The organism is Immundisolibacter sp., assembly GCF_028696615.1.
Classification (GTDB): domain Bacteria; phylum Pseudomonadota; class Gammaproteobacteria; order Immundisolibacterales; family Immundisolibacteraceae; genus Immundisolibacter.
Window position 1 is genome coordinate 1 of sequence record NZ_JAQVGQ010000004.1, and the last position, 22,458, is coordinate 22,458.

The 22,458-nt window shown below is 68.7% G+C and carries 22 protein-coding genes; 9 read left to right on the plus strand and 13 right to left on the minus strand.

What is annotated here, in order from left to right:
• Positions 1–6 precede the first annotated feature (6 nt).
• Together PHC73_RS00605 and PHC73_RS00610 are read left to right on the plus strand one after the other, a co-directional pair.
• The gene (locus tag PHC73_RS00605; RefSeq protein ID WP_366949767.1) at positions 7–1,152 is read left to right on the plus strand and encodes an aromatic ring-hydroxylating dioxygenase subunit alpha; all 1,146 of its coding nucleotides are present in this window, start codon (positions 7–9) and stop codon (positions 1,150–1,152) included.
• On the plus strand, positions 1,128–1,592 hold the full coding sequence (locus tag PHC73_RS00610) for an aromatic-ring-hydroxylating dioxygenase subunit beta (protein WP_300123622.1): 465 nt from the start codon (positions 1,128–1,130) through the stop codon (positions 1,590–1,592). The genes PHC73_RS00605 and PHC73_RS00610 overlap by 25 nt, the downstream gene beginning before the upstream one ends.
• 455 nt (positions 1,593–2,047) lie before the next feature.
• On the opposite strand, the gene PHC73_RS00615 is transcribed toward PHC73_RS00610, so the two are convergent.
• From PHC73_RS00615 to PHC73_RS00640, 6 genes are all read right to left on the minus strand, one after another.
• Entirely contained in the window at positions 2,048–3,238 is a 1,191-nt protein-coding gene (locus tag PHC73_RS00615) for an LLM class flavin-dependent oxidoreductase (RefSeq protein ID WP_300123623.1), read from the minus strand.
• Between the two features lie 208 nt (positions 3,239–3,446).
• Entirely contained in the window at positions 3,447–4,280 is an 834-nt protein-coding gene (locus PHC73_RS00620) for an N-acyl homoserine lactonase family protein (protein ID WP_300123624.1), read from the minus strand.
• Positions 4,281–4,308: 28 nt separating this feature from the next.
• Entirely contained in the window at positions 4,309–5,910 is a 1,602-nt protein-coding gene (locus PHC73_RS00625; RefSeq protein WP_300123625.1) for a long-chain fatty acid--CoA ligase, read from the minus strand.
• 72 nt (positions 5,911–5,982) lie between these two features.
• The gene (locus tag PHC73_RS00630; protein ID WP_300123626.1) at positions 5,983–7,041 is read right to left on the minus strand and encodes an acyl-CoA dehydrogenase family protein; all 1,059 of its coding nucleotides are present in this window, start codon (positions 7,039–7,041) and stop codon (positions 5,983–5,985) included.
• A gap of 7 nt (positions 7,042–7,048) precedes the next feature.
• Positions 7,049–8,206 carry an acyl-CoA dehydrogenase family protein gene (locus PHC73_RS00635; RefSeq protein WP_300123627.1) on the minus strand — a complete coding sequence of 386 codons (1,158 nt, stop codon included), beginning with the start codon at positions 8,204–8,206 and terminating at the stop codon, positions 7,049–7,051.
• Positions 8,207–8,293: 87 nt separating this feature from the next.
• On the minus strand, positions 8,294–8,542 hold the full coding sequence (locus tag PHC73_RS00640) for a SemiSWEET transporter (protein WP_300123628.1): 249 nt from the start codon (positions 8,540–8,542) through the stop codon (positions 8,294–8,296).
• A gap of 89 nt (positions 8,543–8,631) precedes the next feature.
• On the opposite strand from PHC73_RS00640, the gene bphC reads away from it, so the two are divergent.
• The 3 genes from bphC to PHC73_RS00655 all read left to right on the plus strand — a co-directional run bounded on the left by bphC (position 8,632) and on the right by PHC73_RS00655 (position 10,909).
• The gene (bphC, locus tag PHC73_RS00645) at positions 8,632–9,543 is read left to right on the plus strand and encodes a biphenyl-2,3-diol 1,2-dioxygenase (protein WP_300123629.1); all 912 of its coding nucleotides are present in this window, start codon (positions 8,632–8,634) and stop codon (positions 9,541–9,543) included.
• 84 nt (positions 9,544–9,627) lie between these two features.
• Entirely contained in the window at positions 9,628–9,984 is a 357-nt protein-coding gene (locus PHC73_RS00650) for a diacylglycerol kinase (protein ID WP_300123630.1), read from the plus strand.
• Positions 9,985–10,015: 31 nt separating this feature from the next.
• Positions 10,016–10,909: an NAD(P)-dependent oxidoreductase gene (locus tag PHC73_RS00655; RefSeq protein WP_300123631.1), complete on the plus strand. Its 894-nt coding sequence runs from the start codon at positions 10,016–10,018 to the stop codon at positions 10,907–10,909.
• Between the two features lie 176 nt (positions 10,910–11,085).
• Here the strand turns inward: PHC73_RS00655 and queG are convergent, their stop codons facing one another.
• The gene (queG, locus tag PHC73_RS00660) at positions 11,086–12,189 is read right to left on the minus strand and encodes a tRNA epoxyqueuosine(34) reductase QueG (protein WP_300123632.1); all 1,104 of its coding nucleotides are present in this window, start codon (positions 12,187–12,189) and stop codon (positions 11,086–11,088) included.
• Between the two features lie 238 nt (positions 12,190–12,427).
• Between queG and PHC73_RS00665 the strand changes: the two genes are divergently transcribed.
• Together PHC73_RS00665 and PHC73_RS00670 are read left to right on the plus strand one after the other, a co-directional pair.
• Positions 12,428–13,072 (plus strand): DedA family protein, encoded by a 645-nt coding sequence (locus tag PHC73_RS00665; RefSeq protein WP_300123633.1) that lies wholly within the window; start codon positions 12,428–12,430, stop codon positions 13,070–13,072.
• A gap of 270 nt (positions 13,073–13,342) precedes the next feature.
• Entirely contained in the window at positions 13,343–14,422 is a 1,080-nt protein-coding gene (locus PHC73_RS00670) for an LLM class flavin-dependent oxidoreductase (RefSeq protein WP_300123634.1), read from the plus strand.
• A gap of 48 nt (positions 14,423–14,470) precedes the next feature.
• Here PHC73_RS00670 and PHC73_RS00675 read toward each other — a convergent pair whose 3' ends face one another.
• Both PHC73_RS00675 and cysK read right to left on the minus strand, forming a co-directional pair.
• Positions 14,471–16,177: a proline--tRNA ligase gene (locus PHC73_RS00675; RefSeq protein WP_300123635.1), complete on the minus strand. Its 1,707-nt coding sequence runs from the start codon at positions 16,175–16,177 to the stop codon at positions 14,471–14,473.
• 384 nt (positions 16,178–16,561) lie between these two features.
• On the minus strand, positions 16,562–17,494 hold the full coding sequence (gene cysK / locus PHC73_RS00680) for a cysteine synthase A (protein ID WP_300123636.1): 933 nt from the start codon (positions 17,492–17,494) through the stop codon (positions 16,562–16,564).
• Positions 17,495–17,622: 128 nt separating this feature from the next.
• Between cysK and thiE the strand changes: the two genes are divergently transcribed.
• Both thiE and hemL read left to right on the plus strand, forming a co-directional pair.
• Positions 17,623–18,270 carry a thiamine phosphate synthase gene (gene thiE, locus PHC73_RS00685; protein ID WP_300123637.1) on the plus strand — a complete coding sequence of 216 codons (648 nt, stop codon included), beginning with the start codon at positions 17,623–17,625 and terminating at the stop codon, positions 18,268–18,270.
• A gap of 12 nt (positions 18,271–18,282) precedes the next feature.
• Positions 18,283–19,560 (plus strand): glutamate-1-semialdehyde 2,1-aminomutase, encoded by a 1,278-nt coding sequence (gene hemL, locus PHC73_RS00690; RefSeq protein WP_300123638.1) that lies wholly within the window; start codon positions 18,283–18,285, stop codon positions 19,558–19,560.
• 9 nt (positions 19,561–19,569) lie between these two features.
• Here the strand turns inward: hemL and iscX are convergent, their stop codons facing one another.
• From iscX to hscB, 4 genes are read right to left on the minus strand one after another with little or no spacing between them, the layout of a single operon-like run.
• Positions 19,570–19,764, minus strand: a complete 195-nt coding sequence (iscX, locus tag PHC73_RS00695) for a Fe-S cluster assembly protein IscX (protein ID WP_300123639.1) — start codon at positions 19,762–19,764, stop codon at positions 19,570–19,572.
• Positions 19,761–20,099: an ISC system 2Fe-2S type ferredoxin gene (fdx, locus tag PHC73_RS00700; protein ID WP_300123640.1), complete on the minus strand. Its 339-nt coding sequence runs from the start codon at positions 20,097–20,099 to the stop codon at positions 19,761–19,763. The genes iscX and fdx overlap by 4 nt, the downstream gene beginning before the upstream one ends.
• Positions 20,099–21,955 (minus strand): Fe-S protein assembly chaperone HscA, encoded by a 1,857-nt coding sequence (hscA, locus tag PHC73_RS00705; RefSeq protein ID WP_300123641.1) that lies wholly within the window; start codon positions 21,953–21,955, stop codon positions 20,099–20,101. Before hscA ends, fdx begins: the two co-directional genes overlap by 1 nt.
• Positions 21,955–22,455 (minus strand): Fe-S protein assembly co-chaperone HscB, encoded by a 501-nt coding sequence (hscB, locus tag PHC73_RS00710; protein WP_300123642.1) that lies wholly within the window; start codon positions 22,453–22,455, stop codon positions 21,955–21,957. Before hscB ends, hscA begins: the two co-directional genes overlap by 1 nt.
• Between the last annotated feature and the right edge of the window lie 3 nt (positions 22,456–22,458).

The following is a 22,458-nucleotide window of genomic DNA, read 5'->3' on the forward strand; positions in this document are numbered from 1 at the left end:
CCCGGCCTGTGGCGCCTGGAGCTCGAAAACATCTTCTACGGCGAGGAGTGGCACCCGATCGTGCACCGCGCCGAGATCCCGAACCCCGGCGACTACAAGGCCGCCTTCCTCGGCGAGATGCCGATCTTCGCCGTGCACGGCGACGACGGCAAGATTCGCGTGTTCCACAACGCCTGCGCCCACCGCGGCGCCACGCTGGTGACCGACAGTGCCGGCAACAAGGCCGACTTCGAGTGCCCTTATCACCGCTGGCTGTTCAGCCGCGAAGGGGCGCTGGTCGGCTGTCCCAACAGCCAGGACTTCTCGCCCAGCTTCAGCAAGGAGAAGTTCGGTCTGAAGGAACTGCGCAGCGAGGCTTTCCACGAGCTGTATTTCGTCACCCTGAGTGACCGGACGCCGGACCTGCGCACCTACCTGACCGAAGCGGTGGCCGACCCGCTGTCGCGCGTGCTCGGCAGCGGCCACGGCCTGAAGCTGCTCGGCTACCAGAAGGTCTACTACGACTGCAACTGGAAGGCCTACGTCGACAACGACGGCTACCATGCGCCGCTGCTGCATCTGGCGTTCAAGCTGATGGGATGGCAGGGCGGCAAGGGCGAGCAGATCGTAACCGAAAACGGCCATATCGCCTTCGACTCCGAGTTGACCATCCCGACCAGGATCGACGCGCTCGAGGACAGTTCCATCGTGCAGTTCAAGGGCGATCCGGACAGCAAGGGCTCGATCGTGGTCAGCACCTTCCCGATCACCGTATTCACCAAGCACATGGACATGCTGAACGTCCGCTACGCCTTCCCGAAGGGGCCGCGCGGCGTGGAGGTGCACTACACCTATTTCGCGCGCGACGACGACAGCCCCGAGCTGCTGGCGCACCGCACGCGCCAGTCGTCCAACCTGCTCGGGCCGAGCGGGCTGATCAGCCTGGAGGATGCCGCCATCTTCACGCGCATCGACCTGGGCAACCGCTCGCCGGGCAATGCCATCTTCCAGAAGGGCGTGACCGACGAGTACAAGCTCGAGTTCAACGTCAAGCAGAACGACGAGTCCGGCAACCTGCCGCGCTGGGAGCATTACCGCAAACGCATGGGCTTTCGGAGGGCCAAGGCAAGAACGGCATCGACAACAAGGTGCGCGAGGCCATCGAACGGCTGAACCTCGACTACATCCGGGCGCTGGACCGGCGCGACCTGCACGGCTGGCTGGCCACCTTCGACAAGCCGGCATCCTATGTGTGCATCGCCAAGGAGAACGAGGACCGCGGCCTGCCCATCGCCTATATGCTGGACGACTGCTACGAGCGCCTGCAGGATCGCGTGACCCAGGTGACCCAAATCCAGCCCGATGCCGTCGAGCACTACCAGCCGCGCCATTTCACGCAGCTGGTGGACATCGAACCCATGGGTGGCGTGATCTACCGCGTCGAGACGCATTTCACGGTCAATTACACCCCGGCCGACACCGGGCGCACCGCCGTGCTGGCCTGCGGCACCTACCTGGACGAGGTGGTGGTCAACGGTGAGGCGCGTTTTCGCAGCCGGCGCGCGATTCTCGACACCAATGTCGTGCCGCGCTACGTGGCTTATCCCATCTGAGAAGGCGCTCGGGCCGGCGGTGGGCGCCGCCGGCGCTTTGGGGAATGCTGAAAAAATTCCCTCCCGGGAATTTTTTCAGCTCGCCGCCGCGCGGTAGATGCCCGCGCGACGCTACATGAATCGATGGCTTACGCCCTTGGTTCAAGCCGGGGCGTGCCGCCCCGGAGGGCGCTCAATAACAGGCCGTTGAAAAAGGGCTTTCCTGTCCTTTTTCAAATCGGCTCGTCGCGGCACCTGTCCGCGCCGGCCTCCGCTTATCAAGCACTTGACGTGCTTGATAAGCGCGTAAGCCATTCCTGGCTTGCCTTATCAGGCCGTTGAAAAGGATTTTTCAACGGCCTGATAAATCACCGGTTCCTTTGCGAAGCTCCACTGCGAAGCGCTGATCACTCATCCCCCTCAAAAGGCCGCGCCGGATACATTTCGGCGCGGCCTTTTGCGTCAGGGCGCGCGGATCAGTCGTTCCAGTTGGGCAGGATCTCGGTCGCCCACAGCTCGAGATTGCGCATCTGGATGTGGTGCGGAATCGGTCCCGGGTACTGCCACATCAGGAAGTATTCCGGGTTGTGCTTCTTGACCATGTTTTCGATCTGCCGGTTCACCTGATCCGGATTGCCGACGAACTCGAAGCCTTTCTCGCACAGGTAGTTGTAGTCGCACTCGGGGCCGATGCGGCCGGTCTCGCCCTTTTTGCGGAAGGCTTCGTTGAAGCCGATCGGCGCAAACCAGGCTGGCCACACGAAGCCGTTGCCCATGGCGGCGTACTTGTGTGCTTCGGCAGCGTCCTCGAGCACCAGCGTGTCACGGAAGATGCCGATGTTCTGGCCGAGCGCGTAGTTGCGCCCGGCCGCGGCGGCTTCTTCCTGATAGGCGCGGAACAGGTCGCTCAGCACGTCGTCGTCGGTAGCCAGCGCGAACGGCGCGATGCCCTCGCGGGCGCAGAAGCGGAACGTGTCCTCGCTGAACGAGAACGGCTGGAAGATCGGCGGGTGCGGCTTCTGGAAGGTTTTGGGCGCAATGCCGATCTCGGTGATGATGCCGTCGGCGTTCTGACCCTTGCCGAAGCGGTTCACCACCTCGTGGTCGAACTTCAGGCCCTCGGGCGGGATGGTCCAGTGCTCGGACTTGTGGCTGAAGGTTTCGCTGGTCCAGGCCTTTTTGATGATCTCGTAGTGTTCCAGGAACAGGCGGCGGTTTTTCTGGTCCACCTCGGACTTGTCCGACATGGTGCCGCCGACGCCGTAAATCTGCCCCAGCACATCCGCCCAGCGCTTCTGGTAGCCGCGGGCGATGCCGAAGAACGTGCGCCCCTGCAGCATCTGGTCCAGCATGGCAATGTCTTCGGCCAGGCGCAGTGGGTTGTGGAAGGGAATGACGTTGGCCATCTGGCCCATGCGGATGCGCCGCGTCTGCAGGCCGAAGTAGAGGTTGAGCAGGATCGGGTTGTTGGACTGCTCGATGCCTTCGATGTGGAAATGATGCTCGGTGAAGGCGGCACCCCAGAAGCCGGCGGTGTCGGCAAATTTGATCTGCTCGGACAGCTGCCAGAGCATGTTCTGGTAGTTCTGCGTGTTCTGGCCGGCCATGCCCTTGCGGGTCTGACTGACGGTGCCGACCGAGGGCAGGTAAAACAAAATGAACTTCACGGTTCCGTCCTCTTGAATTCAATGCCAATGAAAACCGCGCCGCGCTCCCTGCGGCTCAGAGTTTGTGAAGAAATGCGCGTCCCGCGCATTTCTTGCGCCGCCCGTCCGGTACACGCCCGCACGGGCTCCCGCGAATCGAGCCCTCAAGGGCTCGATTCGCGTCTGGCCATCCCTGGCCGGCCTCGGAGCTTGAAAAATTCACAAGCTCTCAGTCGTAGATTCCGCCCACGCGCAGCTTGGGCTCGTCCCGCAGCGGGGTGTCTCCCTCGTGGCACAGCTTGTGGTCGTGGCCCGGCATGACGCAGGCGTTGTGGGCGCGCGCCAGCATCTTGAGTTTGTGCAGCGAGTGTTTCCAGCGCAGCAGGTCGTTCGAGATGATCGAGCCGGCTTCGTGGTCGTAGCTGTCTTTCATGTAGCAGGCGTCGGAGGTCAGGATGACCGTGCCGGCGTGCTCCAGGTGCACCATCAGCGCCATGGTGCCGGCGGTGTGGCCGGGGGCGCTGATGGCATGCACGTCTTTCAGAATCTCGGTGTCGCCGCCGAGCATGGTGAAGCGCAGGACCGGCACGTCGTAATCGCAGCGCAGGAAGAAGTGCTCGTCGCGGGGCATGTTGGCGGCGGCGGCGTACTCGTCCTGGTGCACCAGAATCTTGGTGGACGGGCAGGTGTTCCAGAGTTTGGCGTTGCCGGCATGATCCACGTGCAGGTGACTCAAAAACACGTAGTCGATGTCCTCCGGCCCGAGCTTGTGGCGCTTCAGGGTGTTCTCGAGCAGCTGCTCTTCCGTGTAGTCGTCGTAGGGCGCCAGTTCTTTGTATTCCGGCAGCCACTGGTCTTCCCAGTGGCGGTGGATGGCGGCGTCGAACAGGATGCGCCCGTCCGGGTGGTCGATCAGGAAGGTGAACGACGGCACTTCGCACCAGACCTTGTTTTTCTGGTGGTTGGTTTTGGTCAGCATGAGCTGCGGGTGCCCGGTGACCAGCAGTTCCAGGTCGGCGTGCATGTTGCCGTGGTGCAGGGGGCGAATGGTGATGCCGCGCATGGTTTCTCCTCGCTGTGGAACGATGCCGTCAGGCGCGCTCGCGCAGGTCCTGTTCGACCCGCTCGCGTAGCGCGCGTTTGTTGATCTTGCCGACGCCGGTCTTGGGGATGGCGTCCACGATCAGGTAGTGATCGGGCAGCCACCATTTGGCGAATCTGGGCTCCAGCCAGGCGCGCAGTTCGGCGGCGGTGAGGGCGGCGCCGGGTTCGGGCACCACGTAGGCGCAGGGCCGCTCCAGCCACTTGTCGTCCGGCGCGGCGATCACTGCTGCCTCGCGTACCTTGGGGTGCGCCACCAGTGCGTTTTCGAGGTCGACCGAGGAAATCCATTCGCCGCCGCTCTTGATCAGGTCCTTGGCGCGATCGACCAGGCGCAGCACGCCGTCCGGGCTGACGGTGGCCATGTCGCCGCTCTTCCAGAAACCGTCGACGAAGCCATCGCGCGTGCGCTCGTCGCGGTAGTACTCGGTGGCACTCCACGGCGTGCGCACGTAGATTTCGCCCACCGTGCGGTCGTCCCAGGGCACCGGTTGGCCGTGTTCGTCGAGCACCTCGAGTTCCACGCCCGGGCAGGGGATGCCCTGGCGCACGCGGATTGGGATGTGCTCGATGGGTGGCTTGTCGAGGTCGTCGCGGCGGATGTGTACGCAAGTCGCCAGCGGCGTCATCTCGGTCGAGCCCCAGGCGGTGACGATGGGGATGCCGAATTCCTTGAGGTAGTACTCCATCACCGCCGCCGGCGTGGCCGAGCCGCCCAGCATGATGGCGCGCACACTGGACAGGTCACGCCGCCGGCGCTTGAGCTCGGCCATCATGTCGATGCCGATGCTGACCGCCGCCGCGGCAAACGTGACCCGCTCGTTCTGCATCAGATCAAGGATCACCGGCGCGTGCGGCCGCTCGCCGGGCAGCACCATCTTGGCGCCCATGCCGGCGGCGGCAAATGGCAGGCCCCAGGCGTTGGCGTGGAACATCGGCACCACCGGCAGCAGCGTGTCGCGCTCGCGGATGTCGAGCACGTCGCCCAGGCATTCGGTGATGGTGTGCAGGTAGATGTCGCGGTGGGTATAAACCACGCCCTTGGGCATGCCGGTGGTGGCCGACGTGTAGCACATGCCGGCCGGGGTGCGTTCCGGCAGTTCATGGAACGGAAACTCGGGATCGCCGTCGCGGATGAGATCCTCGTAGGCCACCACGTTGCCGAGCGTGGTGGCCGGCACGCGCTCGGCCAGCACCACGAAGGTTTTGACGGTCTTCAGCTCGCCGGCGATGCGCTCGAAGGTAGGCAGCAGGTCCGGGTCCACGAACACGGCGCTGTCTTCGCTGTGGTTCAGGATGTAGGCCACGTGCTCGTCGGCCAGGCGCAGGTTGACGGTGTGCAGCACCATCCCCGCACAGGGCAGCGCGAAATACAGTTCGAAATGCCGGTAGCTGTTCCAGGCGAAGGTGGCCACCCGGTCGCCGGGCTTGACGCCGAGCCTCGACAGGCGGCTCGCCAGGCGCCGGGCGCGGGCGTCGAGGTCGCGGTAGGTGTAGCGGTGTAGCGACTCGTCCGGCAAACGCGTGACGATTTCGTTGTCCGGAAAATACTTGGCCGACCGCTGCAGCAGCAGGCGAATGTTCAGCTCCATCGGTCGCCCTAATCAAACGTCCGTGTGGTTGGGCCGCACACGGCGTGGGTGATGGTTTTGCGCACGCCCTGGTCAGTCCGCCGCGGCGCCGCTGGCGGTGGTCAGCGGCCATAGCGCGTCGGCGCCGGCCGCGGCCAGGCGGCGGCCGAGGCGCTGCGCCCACAGCGCCTCGTTGCCGGCCTCGTCGCGCCACGACCACAACCGGCGTGTGGCGTGGTGCAGCGGGTACTCCTGCGTGAAGCCCATGGCGCCGTGCACCTGGTGGGCGATGCGGCAGGCGATGCCGGCCGCCTTGCCGGCGCGAATCTTGGCTGCGGCGATTTCATCCCGCGCGGCGCCGTGCTCGGCCACCGCCGCGGCGTGATCGACCGCCGACATCGCCGCCACCACTTCCGCCGCCAGGATGGCGAGCTGTTGCTGGATGGCCTGGAATGCCGCCAGCGGCCGGCCGAACTGCCTGCGCTCGCGCGTGTAGTCGAGTGACTGCTGCAGCGCCCGTTCGAGCGCGCCGGTCATCAGCGCGGCGCGCAGCAGGGCGGCGCGGGCGGCGAAGGCGTCGGGCGTCACATCGGTCGCGTGCAGGCGATCGGCGGCCAGCGTCAGGTCGAGATGCAGGTCGTCACGCGCCTCACCGGCCAGGTTGTCGCCCGCTTCGAGGGCGTACTCGGCGGGCGTCAGCACGGCTAGGTGGCCGTCCAGCAGCAGCACCAGCGCCGTGGCGTGGCGCGCCGCGCCGACGCGCGGCAGCGTGCCCTGCAGGCGCAGCCCGTCGCCGGCCGGCGTGATGGAAAGAAGGCTGCCGGCGCTTGCCGCTGCCAGCACGCCGGTGCCCGGGGGCAGCCCGGCGCTGGCCAGCAGCCAGGCCGCCAGCATGGCGCTTTCCGCCAGCGGCACCGGCGCGCAGTGCCGGCCGGCCAGGCGCAGCAGCGCGCACTGGTCCGGCAGCGCAAGACCGATGCCGCCGAGCGCCTCCGGCACGGCCACCAGCGGGTAGCCGAGTTCGTCCAGTACCTGCCACAGGGCGGGGTCGAAGCCGCCGGCGTCGGCCGCCTGGACGCGCTCGGCGGTGCAATGGTCGGTGAGCACGCGATCGAGCGTATCCAGCAGCATCTGACGGGTATCGTCGCTCATGGCGCACTCACCGAAGGCCAAGCGCGCGGGCCACCACGCCGCGCAGGATTTCGTTGGTGCCGCCGCGCAGCGTGAAGCCCGGCGAGTGCAGGATGGCCTGCGCCAGCAGTTGATCCAGGCGCCGCCGGGCGTGCAGCGAGGGGGCGGTTTCCACCAGCAGGCGCACGCGCTCGAATACCTCGCTCTCGAAACGCGTGCCGAGATCCTTGACCAGCGCGGCGGCCACGTCCGGCGCCTCGCCGCGCTGCAATGCGGCCGCCACCGACAGCGACATGCGCCGCAGCGACCACAGCTCGGCCGCCAGTTCGCCGATGGCCTGCGCGGTGTGCGGGTCCGGATCGGTGCCCGCCACGCGCAGGAATTCCTGCAACACCGGAAAGGTGGACATGAACCGTTCCGGGCCGGAGCGCTCGAAGGCCAGCTCCGAGGTCACCTGCTGCCAGCCCTGGCCGATCTGTCCCAGCACGCGGCTGTCGGGCACGAACACGCGCTCCATCACCACCTCGTTGAAGTGATGGGCGCCGGTCAGGATCGGCACCGGGCGGATGCTGATGCCCGGCGACTTCAGGTCGACGATGAACTGCGACAGGCCCGCGTGGCGGTCCTCGCCGAGCGGCTCGGTGCGGCACAGCACGAAAAACCAGTCCGCACGGTGGGCGTTGGACGTCCACAGCTTGGTACCCGTCACTTCCCAGCCGCCGTCCACCCGCTCGCCACGTGTGCGCACCGAGGCCAGATCGGAGCCGCTGCCGGGCTCGCTCATGCCGATGGCGAAGAACACCTCGGCGGCGGCCAATTTGGGCAGGAAGTAGCGCTTTTGCTCCTCGGTGCCGTAGCGCAGCAGCGATGGCCCGGTCTGGCGGTCACCCACCCAGTGCGCCGCCACCGGCGCGCCGGCGGCCAGCAGTTCCTCGTTGACCACGTAGCGCTCGAGCGCCGTGCGGCCGTGGCCGCCGTACTCGCGCGGCAGGGTCATGCCGAGCCAGCCGCGCGCGGCCAGGCGGCGGCTGAAGTCGGGATCGAAACCACCGAGCCAGTTGTCGCAGGCCGGCGTGAAGCGTCCGGCCGCCAGCTCGTCGGCGATGAAGGCGCGCACCTCGGCACGCAGCGCCTCACACGCCGGCGGCAGCGTTGCCGGTTCGAGCCGGATGCCTGGTATCGACAAGACGATCTCCTGCGCCGCCCGGGTGGGCATGGGTCTGACCGAACGAATGGTAAAGCAAGCTGCCCCCTTGCGGTGCACGCGGCGCCGTCAACCGTGGCGCAGTTTCAGGTACAGGATGGTGCCGGCCAGTGCCAGCGTGACGGCATTGGCCAGGATCAGCGGCAGGTCGCGCGTGAGCAGGCCGTACACCAGCCACAGCAGCACGCCCGCCACGAAAATCACATACATGCGCAGCGAAATGCCGCGCGTGTCGCGCGTGGCCAGCGTGTGCAGCACCTGCGGCAGGAAGGCGACCGTGGTCAGCAGGGCAGCCAACAGGCCGACGGCGGTGATCATCGGGCAGCCCGCGCGCGGTGTGGTTTGTTGGTTATCATCGCCGGCTCTTGTCTTCTGCTCTGGAAGGCATTCCCCACGGAGGAGTCAGCATGGCGAAGGTAACGGAATTCGGTTACTTGGGCATTGGCGTCAAGGATGGCGACGCCTGGCGCGAATTCGCGAGCCAGGTGGTTGGCATGGAAGTGCTGGACGAGGGCGACGGCGATCGCTTCTACCTGCGCATGGATAACTGGCACCACCGCATCATCGTCAACCTGAACGGCAGCGACGACATGGACTTCATCGGCTGGCGCGTGGCGGGTCCCGATGAGTTCGACGAGATGAAGCGCCAGCTCGACGCCGCCGGCGTGGACTGGAAGCAGGCCGACGGCGAGGAGCGCAAGGAGCGCATGGTGCTCGACCTGCTCAAATTCACCGACCCGGGTGGCAACCCGACCGAGATTTTCCACGGACCGCGGGTGGAGACTTTCCTGCCGTTCCACCCCGGCCGGCGCATGTACGGTCGCTTCCTGACCGGCGCCGGCGGTGTCGGTCACTGCATCCTGCGCCAGAACGACGTGCAGAAGGCGTATCGCTTCTACACCGACGTGTTCGGCATGCGCGGCTCGGTGGAATACAACCTGCCGATCCCGGGCACCGACATGATCGCCTCGCCGGTGTTCATGCACTGCAACGAGCGCGACCACTCGGTGGCGTTCCTGGGCGCGCCGATGGAAAAGCGCATCAACCACCTGATGATCGAAGTGGATACGATGGACGATGTCGGCTACACCTACGACATCGTGCGCAAACGCAAGATTCCGGTCGCCATCCAGCCCGGCAAGCACAGCAACGACCAGATGTGGTCCTTCTACATGGGCAACCCGTCCGGCTGGCTGTGGGAGTACGGCTGGGGCGCGCGCAAGGCGACTTACCAGTCCGAGTACTACGTGGCCGACATGTGGGGTCACGGCGTCGAGGCCACCGGCTTTGGCATGGACCTCGAGATGCAGGCCGGCTAGGCGGTCCGTTCCCGGTGATGTCATCACCGGCCGCTACCGTGCAAACGCCCCGCTCGTTCGGGGCGTTTGCTTATGGGAGACGACATGGGGCTGGGCAGGATCGCGCGCGCGGCGGGTTATTCCTTCAATGGTCTGCGGGCGGCCTTCGCCGGCGAGGAGGCGTTTCGTCAGGAACTGCTGATCGTGGCGATACTGAGCCCTCTGGGGTGGTGGCTCGGCCGGTCGGCGGTCGAGCGGGCGCTGCTGATCGCCAGCCTGCTGTTACTGTTGATCGTGGAGCTGCTCAATTCGGCGATCGAGGCGGCCATCGACCGCATCGGTCCGGAGCGGCACGAACTGTCCGGCCGCGCCAAGGACATGGGCTCGGCGGCGGTGTTCGTGGCCCTGGTGTTGACCGGTGTGGTGTGGCTGTCGATCGCCGCTGCGCGCTTTGTAGGCTGACGCCCGGGCCGTTTGCGTAGGAGGTGTTCTGATGCAACTGGGATACGTGGGGCTCGGCAGCATGGGGCTGCCGATGGCGCTCAATTTGCTGAAAGCCGGTTTCGCGCTGCAGGTGGTCAGCCGCAGCCGCGGTCCGATCGAGCAGGCGCTGGCTGCCGGGGCGCGCGAGGCGGCCGGCTATGCGGCGCTCGCCGCGGCCTGTGATGTGGTGTCGACCTGTCTGCCGATGCCGGCCGACGTCGAGCGCGTGTATCTGGAACCGGACGGTCTGGTGGCACACGCGCGGCCTGGCACGGTGCTGATCGACCACAGCACCGTGGGGCCGGACACCTGCCGCAAGATCGACGCCGCCGCCCGCGCGCGCGGCGTGCATTTTCTGGATGCGCCGGTGTCGGGTGGCCCGGCCGGCGCGCAGGCCGGCACGCTCGGCATCATGGTCGGCGGCGAGCGGGCGGTGTTCGAGCGCGTGCGGCCGGTGCTGGACGCCATGGGCAAGACCGTGGTGCACCTGGGGCCGAGCGGCAGCGGCGCGGTCGCCAAGTTGATCAACAACCTGCTGGTGGGCGTGCACCAGCGGGCGCTGATCGAGATGCTGCTGGTTGGCCACAAGGCCGGCATCGACCTCGACGGCCTGTATCAGGTGCTGATGGGCAGCAGCGGGCGCAGCGCGGTTTTGGAAATGATGTACCCGCGCCTGAAGGCGCGTGACTTCGCGCCTCGTTTTCGCACCGAGCTGCTGCACAAGGACTTGCGCCTGGCGCTCGAGATGGCGGCCGAATACGGCGTGCGCAGCGTCACCGGCGAGGCGGCGCTCGCCGCGACCGCGGCGGCCATGGCCGCCGGTCTTGGGCGCGAGGACACGCTGGCCATGCTACTGCCGCTGGAGCAGGAGGCGCACACGCGCCTGTTCGGCGAGGGTGCCTGAGCGCTTGTGAATTTTTCAAGCGCTCAGGCCGGCCAGGGATGGCCGGACGCGAATCGAGCCCTTGAGGGCTTGATTCGCGCGAGCCCGTCCGGGCGTGCACCGGACGGGCGACACAAGAAATGCGCAGGACGCGCATTTCTTCAGAAACCCTGAGCGCTTGTGAATTTTTCAAGCGCTCAGGCGCCGTGGCGCACCAGCGCCCAGGCCACGTGCTCGCGCACCAGCGCCGATGGGCTGTCGCGGTGGCGGGTAAGACAGGCCACGGCCTGGGCGTCGCCGGCCGGCGCGTTGCCGAGCGCGACCGCGATGTTGCGCTGCCAGCGCTGGTGGCCGATGCGGCGGATGGCAGAGCCCGCCAGGCGCTGCTCGAATTCCTCGGCGCTCCAGTCCATGAGCTCCACCAGGCGCGGCGCGTCAAGGCCCTGGCGCGGCGCGAAGTCGGCCTCGGCGCTCGGCCGCGCGAATTTGTTCCACGGGCACGCCAGCTGGCAGTCGTCGCAGCCGTAGATGCGGTTGCCGAGCAGCGGGCGCAGCGGCTCGGGGATCGGCCCGGGGTGCTCGATGGTGAGGTAGGAAATGCAGCGCCGCGCGTCGAGCAGGTACGGCGCCACGATGGCGCCGGTGGGGCACACGTCGATGCAGGCGCGGCAGCTGCCGCAGTGGCCGCTGGCCGGCGCGTCCGTTGGCAGCGGCAGGTCGGTGTAGATCTCGCCCAGAAAAAACCACGACCCGCCGCGGCGGTCGATCAGGCAGGTGTGCTTGCCGATCCAGCCCAGACCGGCCTGCTCGGCAAGCGGCTTTTCGAGCACCGGGGCGCTGTCGCAGAACACCCGGTAACCGAACGGCCCGGCCAGGTCGGCGATGTGGTCGGCCAGGCGCTGCAGGCGCTGGCGCACCGGCTTGTGGTAGTCGCGGCCGAGCGCGTAGCGCGCCACGTAGCCGAGCGCCGGATCGTCCAGCACCGCGCGCGCGTCGGCTGCCGTGCCGGGCCAGTAGTCGAGGCGCACCGAAATCACCCGCAGCGTGCCCGGCACCAGCTCGGCCGGGCGTGAGCGCTTGCTGCCGTGGCGCGCCATCCAGGCCATTTCGCCGTGGTAGCCGCGCGCCAGCCAGTCGGCCAGGCGCCGTTCGGCCAGCGGAAGGTCCACGCCGGCGATGCCGCAGCCGGTGAAACCGAGCCGCTGGGCCAGCGTGCGCACCGTGGCGGCGAGCGCCGCCGGATCGGCGCCCTGGCGGGGTGTTTGGTGGGCGGGTGGCGTGGGGCTGTTGGGATGGGGCATGGGGTGTGGCGCGCGGGTTGGGACCGAAGGCAAGCAATCGAGGCGGCGCCGATGGGGTCGGCGCCGCCGGCCTGAAGCGTGGCATGGGCGACAGGTTGGGGGCGGGCCCGCACCGCGCCGGCGGCGAGCGGAAAAAAATCCAACGAGGGAATTTTTTCGCATTTCTCCGCAAGCGCGATTTCGGTTTGCGACCGTCTGCCCGATACTTTGCGCCCTGGTCGTGCCCCGGAAAGCCCTGATGGACCTGCTGCACAGTGCGCTGGACCTGTTTTTGCACCTCGATACGCACCTGGCCGACTTCACCGCCCAGCACGGCGTGTGGGTGTACGCGTTGCTGGCGCTGGTGGTGTTCTGCGAGACCGGGCTGGTGGTGACGCCGTTTCTGCCGGGCGACTCGCTGTTGTTCGTGGTCGGCACGCTGGCCGGCGGCGGGTTGCTCGATTTCGGCACCGCCGCCGCGGTGGTGTTCGTGTCGGCGGTGGTCGGTGACGGCGTCAATTACGCCATCGGCAATTTCGTCGGCCCGCGCGTGTATGCGCGGCCGGATTCGCGCTGGCTGCGGCAGGAGCACCTGGCCCGCACGCGGGCGTTTTTCGAGCGTCACGGCGGCAAGACCGTCGTGCTGGCGCGTTTCGTGCCCATCGTGCGCACGTTTGCGCCGTTCGTGGCCGGCGTCGGGTGTATGCAGTACCGGCGCTTTTTCGCATACAACGTGCTGGGCGCAGCCGTTTGGGTGCTGCTGTTCATGAGTGCGGGTGTGCTGTTCGGCCAGATTCCGTGGGTCAAGGGCAACCTTACGCTGATCGCGCTGGGCATCGTCGCCGTGTCGCTGCTGCCGGTGGCGGCGCACTGGCTGCAGGCGCGCGGTGCCCGCGCGGCTTGACGGCTGTCATGCCTTGCCCGGCGGCGACGCCTATAGTCGCTCGCCACTTTTAAGGAAGGGCTGAAAAATTCCGTCCATGGAATTTTTCAGCTCGCCGTCGCGCGGTACACGCCCGCACGACGCTCCATGAATCAATGGCGTACGCCCTTGATTCATGCCGGGGCATCCTGCCCCGGCGGAAACCGCTGAATAAATCAGCGGTTCCTTAATCCCCGCGCGGCGCCGGGCAGGCGCCGCGCACTGATCATTCAACCTGAGGAGCAACGGTTCGTGGCAAACAGCAACCTGAAATTCGGCGTCTACACCGAAATGAACTGCATGCCGGGGGTGGACACGGCCGAGGCGGTGTGGGACGTGATCGGTCACATCGAGCAGTGCGACCGGCTCGGCTACGACGTGTACATGGCCATCGAGCACCATTTCTTTCCCACCTTCGGCCAGTCGTCGAATCCGCTGGCGCTGTTCTCGGCCGCCGCCCAGCGTACCCAGAAAATCCGCTTTCGCACGCTGTGCCACACGTTGCCTCTGCACACGCCGACCGTGCTGGCGGGCGAAATCGCCACCGCCGACGTGCTGACCGGCGGGCGGCTGGATCTCGGCTTCGGGCGCGGCCACGCCTGGCTGTACAAGCTGGCCGGCATTCCCTACGAGGAAAGCCAGCCGCGCTACGAGGAAGCCCAGGAAATCATCATGAAGGCGCTGACCGAGGAGCGGTTCTCGTTCCACGGCAACAAATACGTGGTGGACGACGTGACCGTCTACCCGCGGCCGGTGCAGGCGAAGATGCCGGTCTACCTGACCGGCACCAGCGGGCGTTCGTTCCGTTTCGCCGCCGAGCGCGGCTGGGGCATCTCGGTGGGCGGTCCGGCGCCGTACCCGATTTTCGTGAACGCCATGAAGGAATACCGCGACGCCTGCGCCAAGGCCGGCCACAAGCCGATCGTGAGCTGGATTCAGCCGGTGCACATCGCGCCGACCGAAAACGAAGCGCAGGAGCAGGCGCGCACGGCGGCGCCGTACTTCTATCACCAGATCGCCAAGCCCATTTTGTCGATCGACCAGAAGGCCGACCGCGAGCGGCTGCTGGCGGCCGGTTACGGCTTCTACGCCAGCGACGCCATGAACCGTATGCTCGAGCTGACCTACGACGACATCCTGGCGCAGGACATGGTGTGGGTGGGTACGCCGGCGCAGATCGCCAACAAGGTGGCGGACTTCCTGGCCAAGGAGGAACTCGACGAGTTCGCCATCCAGGTGCTACCGCGCGGCCCGCAGGGTGGCCTCACGCTCGAGCAGCACCGGCGCGTGCACGAGCTGTTCGCCAAGGAGGTCATGCCGGCTTTCAAGTAGCCGGCCGCGCGCTGCCGGCGGGGCGCGCACGCCCCGCCGGCGCTTGTCTCACAGGCCGGCCAGCGCCTTGCGGATGAAGCCGGTCGCCTCGGCGAGCGGGATGTTCTCGGCCGCCTCGGCGCGGCGCGCCTTGTACTCGACGAGGCCCTCTTTCAGGCCACGCTCGCCGATCACCAGGCGGTGCGGGATGCCGATCAGGTCCATGTCGGCGAACATCACGCCCGGCCGCTCCGGGCGATCGTCGAGCAGCACGTCCACGCCGGCGGCGGTGAGCTGCGCGTATAGCTTTTCGGTGGCCTCGGCCACGGCCGGCGACTTGTGCAGGTTGATCGGCACCAGGGCCACCTCGAACGGCGCCAGCGCCTGCGGCCACACGATGCCGCGCGCGTCGTGGTTCTGCTCGATGGCGGCCGCCACCACGCGCGACACGCCGATGCCGTAGCAGCCCATGGTCATCACCTGCTCGCGGCCGTTTTCGTCGAGCACGGTGCAGGCGAGCTTTTCGCTGTACACGGTGCCGAGCTTGAACACGTGGCCGACCTCGATGCCGCGGGCGATGGCGAGCGGCCCCGAGCCGTCCGGCGCCGGCTCGCCGGCCACCACGTTGCGGATGTCGGCCACTTCCGGCTCCGGCAGGTCGCGGCCGAAATTGACGCCGGTCAGGTGATAGCCGTTGGCGTTGGCGCCGCACACGAAGTCGGCCAGCGCCGCCGCGTCGCGGTCGGCGATCACCGGGCCCGGAAAATCCACCGGTCCCACCGAGCCGAAATCGCAGCCGAGCGCCGCCTGCACCTCGGCTGGGGCGGCGAACTGCAGCGGCTGCGCCAGCTGCGGCAGGCGCTGCGCCTTGACGGCATTGAGCTCGTGATCGCCGCGCAGCAGCAGCGCCACCAGGCCGCCGTCCGCGCCGCGCAGCACCAGTGTTTTGATGATGCGCTCAGCCGGCACTCCAAGAAATGCGCTCACCTCGGCGATGGTGTGCTGGCCGGGCGTGTGCACCGACTCGCGGTTGGCCGTGGCGGCCGGGCGCGGCGGTGGCGGCGGGGCGGGCGTCAGCTCTACGTTGGCAGCGTAGCCGCCCTCCGAGTAGGCGATGGCGTCCTCGCCGGAGTCGGCCAGCACGTGGAACTCATGCGAGCTGGCGCCGCCGATGCTGCCGGTGTCGGCCGCCACGGCGCGGAATTTGAGGCCGAGGCGGCCGAAGATGGCGCCGTAGGCGGCGTACATGGCCTCGTAGGTCTCATCCAGGCTCGCCGCGTCGCGGTGGAAGGAATACGCATCCTTCATCAGGAACTCGCGCGCCCGCATCACGCCGAAGCGCGGCCGGATCTCGTCGCGGAATTTGGTCTGGATTTGGTAGAACGTGGCCGGCAGCTGGCGGTAGCTGGTCACCTTCTGGCGCACGATGTCGGTGATGACTTCCTCGTGCGTGGGGCCGAAGCAGAACTCGCGCGCGTGGCGGTCTTTGAAACGCAGCAGCTCGGGGCCGTATTTTTCCCAGCGGCCGGATTCCTGCCACAGCTCGGCCGGTTGCACCGCCGGCATCAGCAGTTCCTGCGCGCCGGCGCGGTCCATCTCCTCGCGCACCACCCGCTCGGCGCGGCGCAGCACGCGAAGACCCAGCGGCAGCCAGCTGTAGATGCCGGCCGCCAGACGGTTGATCATGCCGGCGCGCAGCATCAGACGCTGGCTGATCACCTCCGCGTCGGACGGGTCTTCGCGCAGCGTGGCCAGCAGAAAGCGCGAGGTGCGCATGGGGACTCCTTGGACGATGAAAATGCCGCAGCCGGGCGGGCGCCCGGCGCGCGCAGATTATCGGCCAATAGCCGAAGGTCAGAGTTTGTGAAGAAATGCGCGTCCTGCGCATTTCTTGCGTCGCACGTCCGGTACACGCCCGGACGTGCTCACGCGAATCGAGCCCTGGCGGGCTCGATTCGCGTCCGGCCATCCCTGGCCGGCCTGAGAGCTTGAAAAATTCACAAGCTCTCAGAGTTTGTGAAGAAATGCGCGTCCTGCGTATTTCTTGCGTCGCCCGTCCGGTACACGCCCGGACGGGCTCCCGCGAATCAAGCCCTTACGGGCTCGCTTCGCGTCCGGCCATCCCTGGCCGGTCTGAGAGCTTGAAAAATTCACAAGCTCTCAGACGTCGAGGTCGGCGAACAGTGCCGTCGACAGGTAGCGCTCGCCGGCCGAGGGAATGATGGCGACGATGGTCTTGCCGGCCGCCTCGGGGCGCTTGGCGATCTGCTCGGCCGCCCACAGCGCGGCGCCGGAGCTGATGCCGACGAACAGGCCTTCCTCGACCGCCGCGCGGCGCGCGTAGGCCATGGCATTCTCGTCGGTCACCTGCACGATCTCGTCGATGATGCCGGGGTTCAGGATGGGCGGCACGAAGCCGGCGCCGATGCCCTGAATCTTGTGCGGCGCCGGTTTGCCGCCGGACAGCACCGGCGAGGCCGCCGGCTCGACCGCGATGGCCTTGAACGACGGCCGGCGCGACTTGATCACTTCCGACACGCCGGTGAGGGTGCCGCCGGTGCCGACGCCGGAGATGAGGTAGTCGACCTCGCCGTCGGTGTCGCGCCAGATTTCCTCGGCCGTGGTGCGGCGGTGGATGTCCGGGTTGGCCGGGTTCTCGAACTGCTGCGGCATGTAGCTGCCGGGCCGCTCGGCCAGCAGTTCGCGGGCGCGCTCGATGGCGCCGGTCATGCCCTTCTCGGCCGGTGTCAGCACGATCTCGGCACCCAGCGCACGCAGCACCTTGCGCCGCTCGATGCTCATCGAGGCCGGCATGGTCAGCGTCAGCCGATAGCCGCGCGCCGCGCACACGAAGGCGAGCGCAATGCCGGTGTTGCCGGAGGTGGGTTCGATGATCTCGCCGCCCGGCTGCAGGAGGCCGTTTTTTTCGGCCGCCTCGATCATGGCAAGACCGATGCGGTCCTTGACCGACGACAGCGGGTTGAAGAACTCGAGCTTGGCCAGCACCGTGGCGTCGCTTTTGATCATGCGCCGGATGCGCACCAGCGGGGTGTTGCCGACGGTCTGCGTGATGTCATCGAAAATGCGCGCCATGGGAGACTCCTCGGGCAGGCACCGGCGGTGCGACGAAGGGGCGTCGATTCTAGGAACCGCCGCCCGGTGCGGGCAAATATCATTTGCTGCCAACCTTATGCCATCGGCTGCGTGATTCGACGGACACCATGACGACACCCGAACGCACACTCGCCATCCGCGGCGTGTACGCCCTGGCCGACACCTCGCTGCTCGGCGGCGCCGAGCTGCTCACGCGCGTGGCGGCGGCGCTGCGCGGTGGCGCGGCGGTGGTGCAGTACCGCGACAAATCGGCCGACGCGGCGCGGCGTCTCGACCAGGCGAGCGCGCTGCGTGCGCTGTGCCGGCGGCACGGCGCCGCATTCATCGTCAACGACGACATCGAGCTTGCCGAGCGCGTCGGCGCCGACGGCGTGCACCTGGGGCAGGACGATGCCTCGCCGGCGCTGGCCCGCGCGCGGCTCGGCAAGACGGCACTGATCGGCGCCACCTGCTACAACCGTCTGGGGTTGGCGGCGCCGGCGCTCAAGGCCGGGGCCGATCACGTGGCGTTCGGGCGGTTTTTTCCGTCCAGCACCAAGCCCGGCGAGGTTTACGCCAGCGTCGAGCTGCTGCGCGCCGCGCGGGCGGCGCTGGATTGCCCCATCGTCGCCATCGGCGGCATTCGCGCCGACAATGCGGCGCCGCTGGTGGCGGCCGGCGCCGATGCCCTGGCGGTCGGCAGCGCCCTGTTCGCGCCCGGCGTGGACAGCGAAGCCGCCGCCCGGGCGCTGGCCGCACTGTGGCCCACCACCTGACACAGGAAATCCATGAGCCAATCGCGACAGCTTTTCGAACGCGCCCAGGCGGTGATCCCGGGCGGCGTCAACTCGCCGGTGCGCGCCTTCGGCGCGGTCGGCGGGCAGCCACCGTTCATCGCCGAGGCGGCCGGCGCCCATGTGCGCGACGTCGACGGCCGGGACTACATCGACTACGTGTGCTCCTGGGGCGCGGTGATCCTGGGCCATGCCGCGCCGGGCGTGGTGCAGGCGGTGCAGCAGGCGGCGGCGCGCGGGCTGTCCTACGGCGCGCCGACCGCGGCCGAGGTGGAGCTGGCCGAGACCTTGTGCCGGCTGGTGCCGGGCCTGCAGCGCGTGCGCCTGGTCAACTCCGGCACCGAGGCGACCATGAGCGCGATACGTCTGGCGCGCGCCGCGACGGGTCGTGACGTGCTGGTCAAGTTCGCCGGCTGCTACCACGGCCACGCCGACAGCCTGCTGGTGAATGCGGGCTCGGGCGCGCTCACCTTCGGCGTGCCGAGTTCGCCCGGCGTGCCGGCCGAGCTCGCCGCGCTCACGCTGACCGCGCCGTACAACGACCTCGACGCCGTCGAGGCGCTGTTCAAGGCGCGCGGCGGTGACATCGCCGCCGTCATCGTCGAGCCGGTGGCCGGCAACATGGGCTGCGTGCTGCCGCAGCCGGGGTTTCTGCAAGGTCTGCGGCGGCTGTGCGATGCGCACGGCGCGCTGCTGATCTTCGACGAGGTGATGACCGGCTTTCGCGTCGCGCTCGGCGGCGCCCAGGCGCGCTTTGGCGTGACGGCGGATCTGGTGACGCTGGGCAAGGTGATCGGCGGCGGGCTGCCGGTGGGCGCCTACGGCGGGCGGGCCGAGCTCATGACGCAGATGGCGCCCGCGGGGCCGGTGTATCAGGCCGGCACGCTGTCCGGCAATCCACTCGCTACCGCGGCCGGCCTCGCCACGCTCTCGCAGGTGCAGCAGCCGGGGTTCTACGAGCGCCTCGAAGCCACCGCCGCGGCGCTAATGGCGGGTCTTCAATCGGCTGCCGATGCCGCCGGCGTGCCGTTCTCGACCGTGCACGTGGGCGGCATGTTTGGTGTGTTTTTGCGTGATGAGCCGCCGCAGAATCTCGCGCAGGCGCAGCAGGCGGACGTCGCCCGCTTCGGGCGGCTGTTCCGGGCGCTGCTGGAGGCCGGCGTCTACCTGGCGCCGTCGGCCTTCGAGGCCGGCTTCGTCACCGCCGCGCACGACGCGGCGATCATCGAGCGCACGCTGGAGCAGGCGCGGGCGGCCTTCGCCGCCGTGTAGAGCCCGCTTTCAGCCGAGCTCGTCGATCCAGGCCTGCTGCAGCGCTTCCAGCACCCGCTCGCCGCAGCGCTCGGGGGCATCATCGAAGCCCGGCAGCGCCAGCACCCAGGCGCGCAGCTCCGTGAAGCGCGCCCGCCGCGGGTCGACCTGCGGGTGGTGCTCGGCGAGCGCTTCGGCCAGCGCCTGACTGTCGGTCCATTTCATGCAGATTCGCGGGCGTAGTTGAGCGTGTAGCGCGGGATTTCGACGGTGAGATCCGCCTGGCCGACACGCGCCTGACACGACAGGCGCGAACAGGCTTCGAGCCCCCAGGCGCGGCCGAGCTGGTCTTCCTCGTCGTCGCTGGCGGCGCGCAGCGAGCGAAAGCCCTCGCGCACCAGCACGTGGCAGGTGGTGCACACGCAGGCTTTCTCGCAGGCGTGCTCGATGGCCACGCCATGGGCGGCCAGCGCGTCGCACAGCAGCGTGCCCGGGCGGGCCTCGAAGCGGGCGCCTTCAGGGCAAAGCTCGGCGTGCGGCAGGACGGTGATGGTAGGCATCAGGGCAGCGCCGACAGGTGTTGGCCGGCCAGCGCCTGGTGCACGGCGGAATCCATGCGCCGGGCGGCGAACTCGGCAGTGGCGGCGTCGAGCCCTTCCATGGCGCTGCGGATGGCCTCTACAGTCGCCTCGCCGAGCGCCGTGCGCAGGGTGTCCATGGCGGCGAGGATGGCGGCGCGTTCGGTGCCGCCTAGCAGGCGCTCGCCGTCGGCCTCGAAGGCGGCGGCGCTCGCCAGCAGCAGGCGCTCGCCCTCCACGGTGAGTTCCCGCAGCCGCCGCTCGTCGGCGTCGTCCGCGACGTGCGCGCGGGCGTCGGCCAGCATGGCGGCGATGGTCGCCTCGTCGAGGCCGAAGGCAGGCTTCACGCTCACCTCGGCGGCCACGCCGGAGGTCTGTTCGAGCGCGCCGACGCGCAGCAGGCCGTCGGCGTCGACCTGAAAGGTGACGCGCACGCGGGCGAGACCCGCCGGCATGGGCGGGATGCCGCGCAGCTCGAAGCGCGCCAGCGCCCGGCACTGGTCGGCCCGCTCGCGTTCGCCCTGGAGTACCTGGATGGCGATGGCGGTCTGGCCGTCCCTGAAGGTGGTGAAGTCCTGTGCGCGCGCCACCGGCAGCGTGCTGTTGCGCGGGATGATCTTCTCGGCGAGACCGCCCAGCGTCTCGATGCCGAGCGACAGCGGGATCACGTCCAGCAGCAGCCAGTCGTCGCTGCGGTTGCCGGCCAGCGCGTCGGCCTGCAGCGCGGCGCCGACGGCGACCACCGCATCGGGGTCGAGATCGGTCAGCGGCGGACGGCCGAAGAAACCCTCCACCGCCGCGCGGATGGCCGGCATGCGCGTGGCGCCGCCGACCAGCACCACGCCGTCGATGTCCGGCGGTTCGATGCCAGCGTCGCGCAGCGCGCGGCGCACGGGCGGCAGCGTGCGGGCGACGAGATCGGCCACCAGCGCCTCGAACTGGCCGCGGCGCACGGTCACATCGAGCGCCACCCCGCCCGGCAGCGCGTGTATCACCGGCACTTCCGCGCGTTCGCTGAGCGCCTCCTTGGCGGCGCGGGCGATGCCGAGCAGCGCCTGGCGCTGGGCGGCGTCCGGCTCCGGCAAGCCGGCTTGTTCGGCCAGCCACACGGCGAGCGCGTGGTCGAAATCGTCGCCACCGAGCGCGGCATCGCCGCTCACCGCCAGCACCTCGAACACGCCTCCGGTCAGGCGCAGCACCGAGATGTCGAAGGTGCCGCCGCCGAGGTCGTACACCGCGTACAGGCCCTCGCTCGCGCGGTCGAGGCCATAGGCCAGTGCCGCCGCGGTGGGCTCGGCCAGCAGGCGCAGTACCTCGATGCCGGCCAGGCGCGCGGCGGCCTTGGTGGCCTCGCGCTGCGCCTCGTCGAAATAGGCCGGCACGGTGACGACGGCGCCGAGCAGCTCGCCGCCGAGCGCCGCCTCGGCGCGCTCGCGAAGCGCGCGCAGGATGTCAGCCGACACCTCGACCGGGCTTTTGGCGCCGCCGGCGGTCGCGATCTGCACCATGCCGGCGCCGTCCAGCAGACGGTAGGCCGGTTGAACGGCGACATCGGCAAGCCCGCGGCCCATCAGGCGTTTGACCGACGCGATGGTGTTGGCGGGGTCGTGCGCCAGCGCGGCGCGCGCGCCGGCGCCCACCACCACGCTGCCGTCGGCGCCGTAGCGCACCACGGACGGCAGCAGACGCGCCCCATCGGCGTCCGGCAGCACGCGCGGCAGGCCGTCACGCACCGTCGCCACCAGCGAGTGCGTGGTGCCCAGATCAATACCGACCGCCAGGCGGTGCTGGTGCGGGACGGTGCTCTGGCCGGGCTCGGCGATCTGCAGCAGCGCCATCAGGCGTCCACCTCCTCGTCGGCGAGGCGCTCCAGCAGCCGGCGCAGCGCACCGAACTCGAGCAACAGCGCGCCCGCGGCGGCGTCCTCGCCATCGAGCGCGTTTTCCAGGCGCGCCGTGCAGGCGTAAAGCCGCGTGCGCAGCTCCGCGCCCAGACGCTCCAGCGCGGCGGCGTCGCCGCGACGGCGGGCGGCATCGAGCGCTTCGTGCCAGTCCATCTGCTGCATCAGCAGCGCGGCCGGGGCGCGCAGGCCGCTGCTGTCGATGCCGCGCAGGGCCAGCAGATGGGCGGCGCGCCGGCCAGGGTCTTTGAGTGTCTGATAGGCATCGTTGAGCGCGGTGGCGGCATCGAGCGCCGCGGCCTGCGCAGCGGCATCGGCCAGGCGGTGGCGGTCCGGGTGACTCGCCCGGGCGCGCTCGCGGTAGGCGCCGTCGAGCGTCGCGCGATCGACGGCGAAGCGCCGCGGCAGGCCGAGCAGGGCGAAGCAGTCGGCGGTCATGGC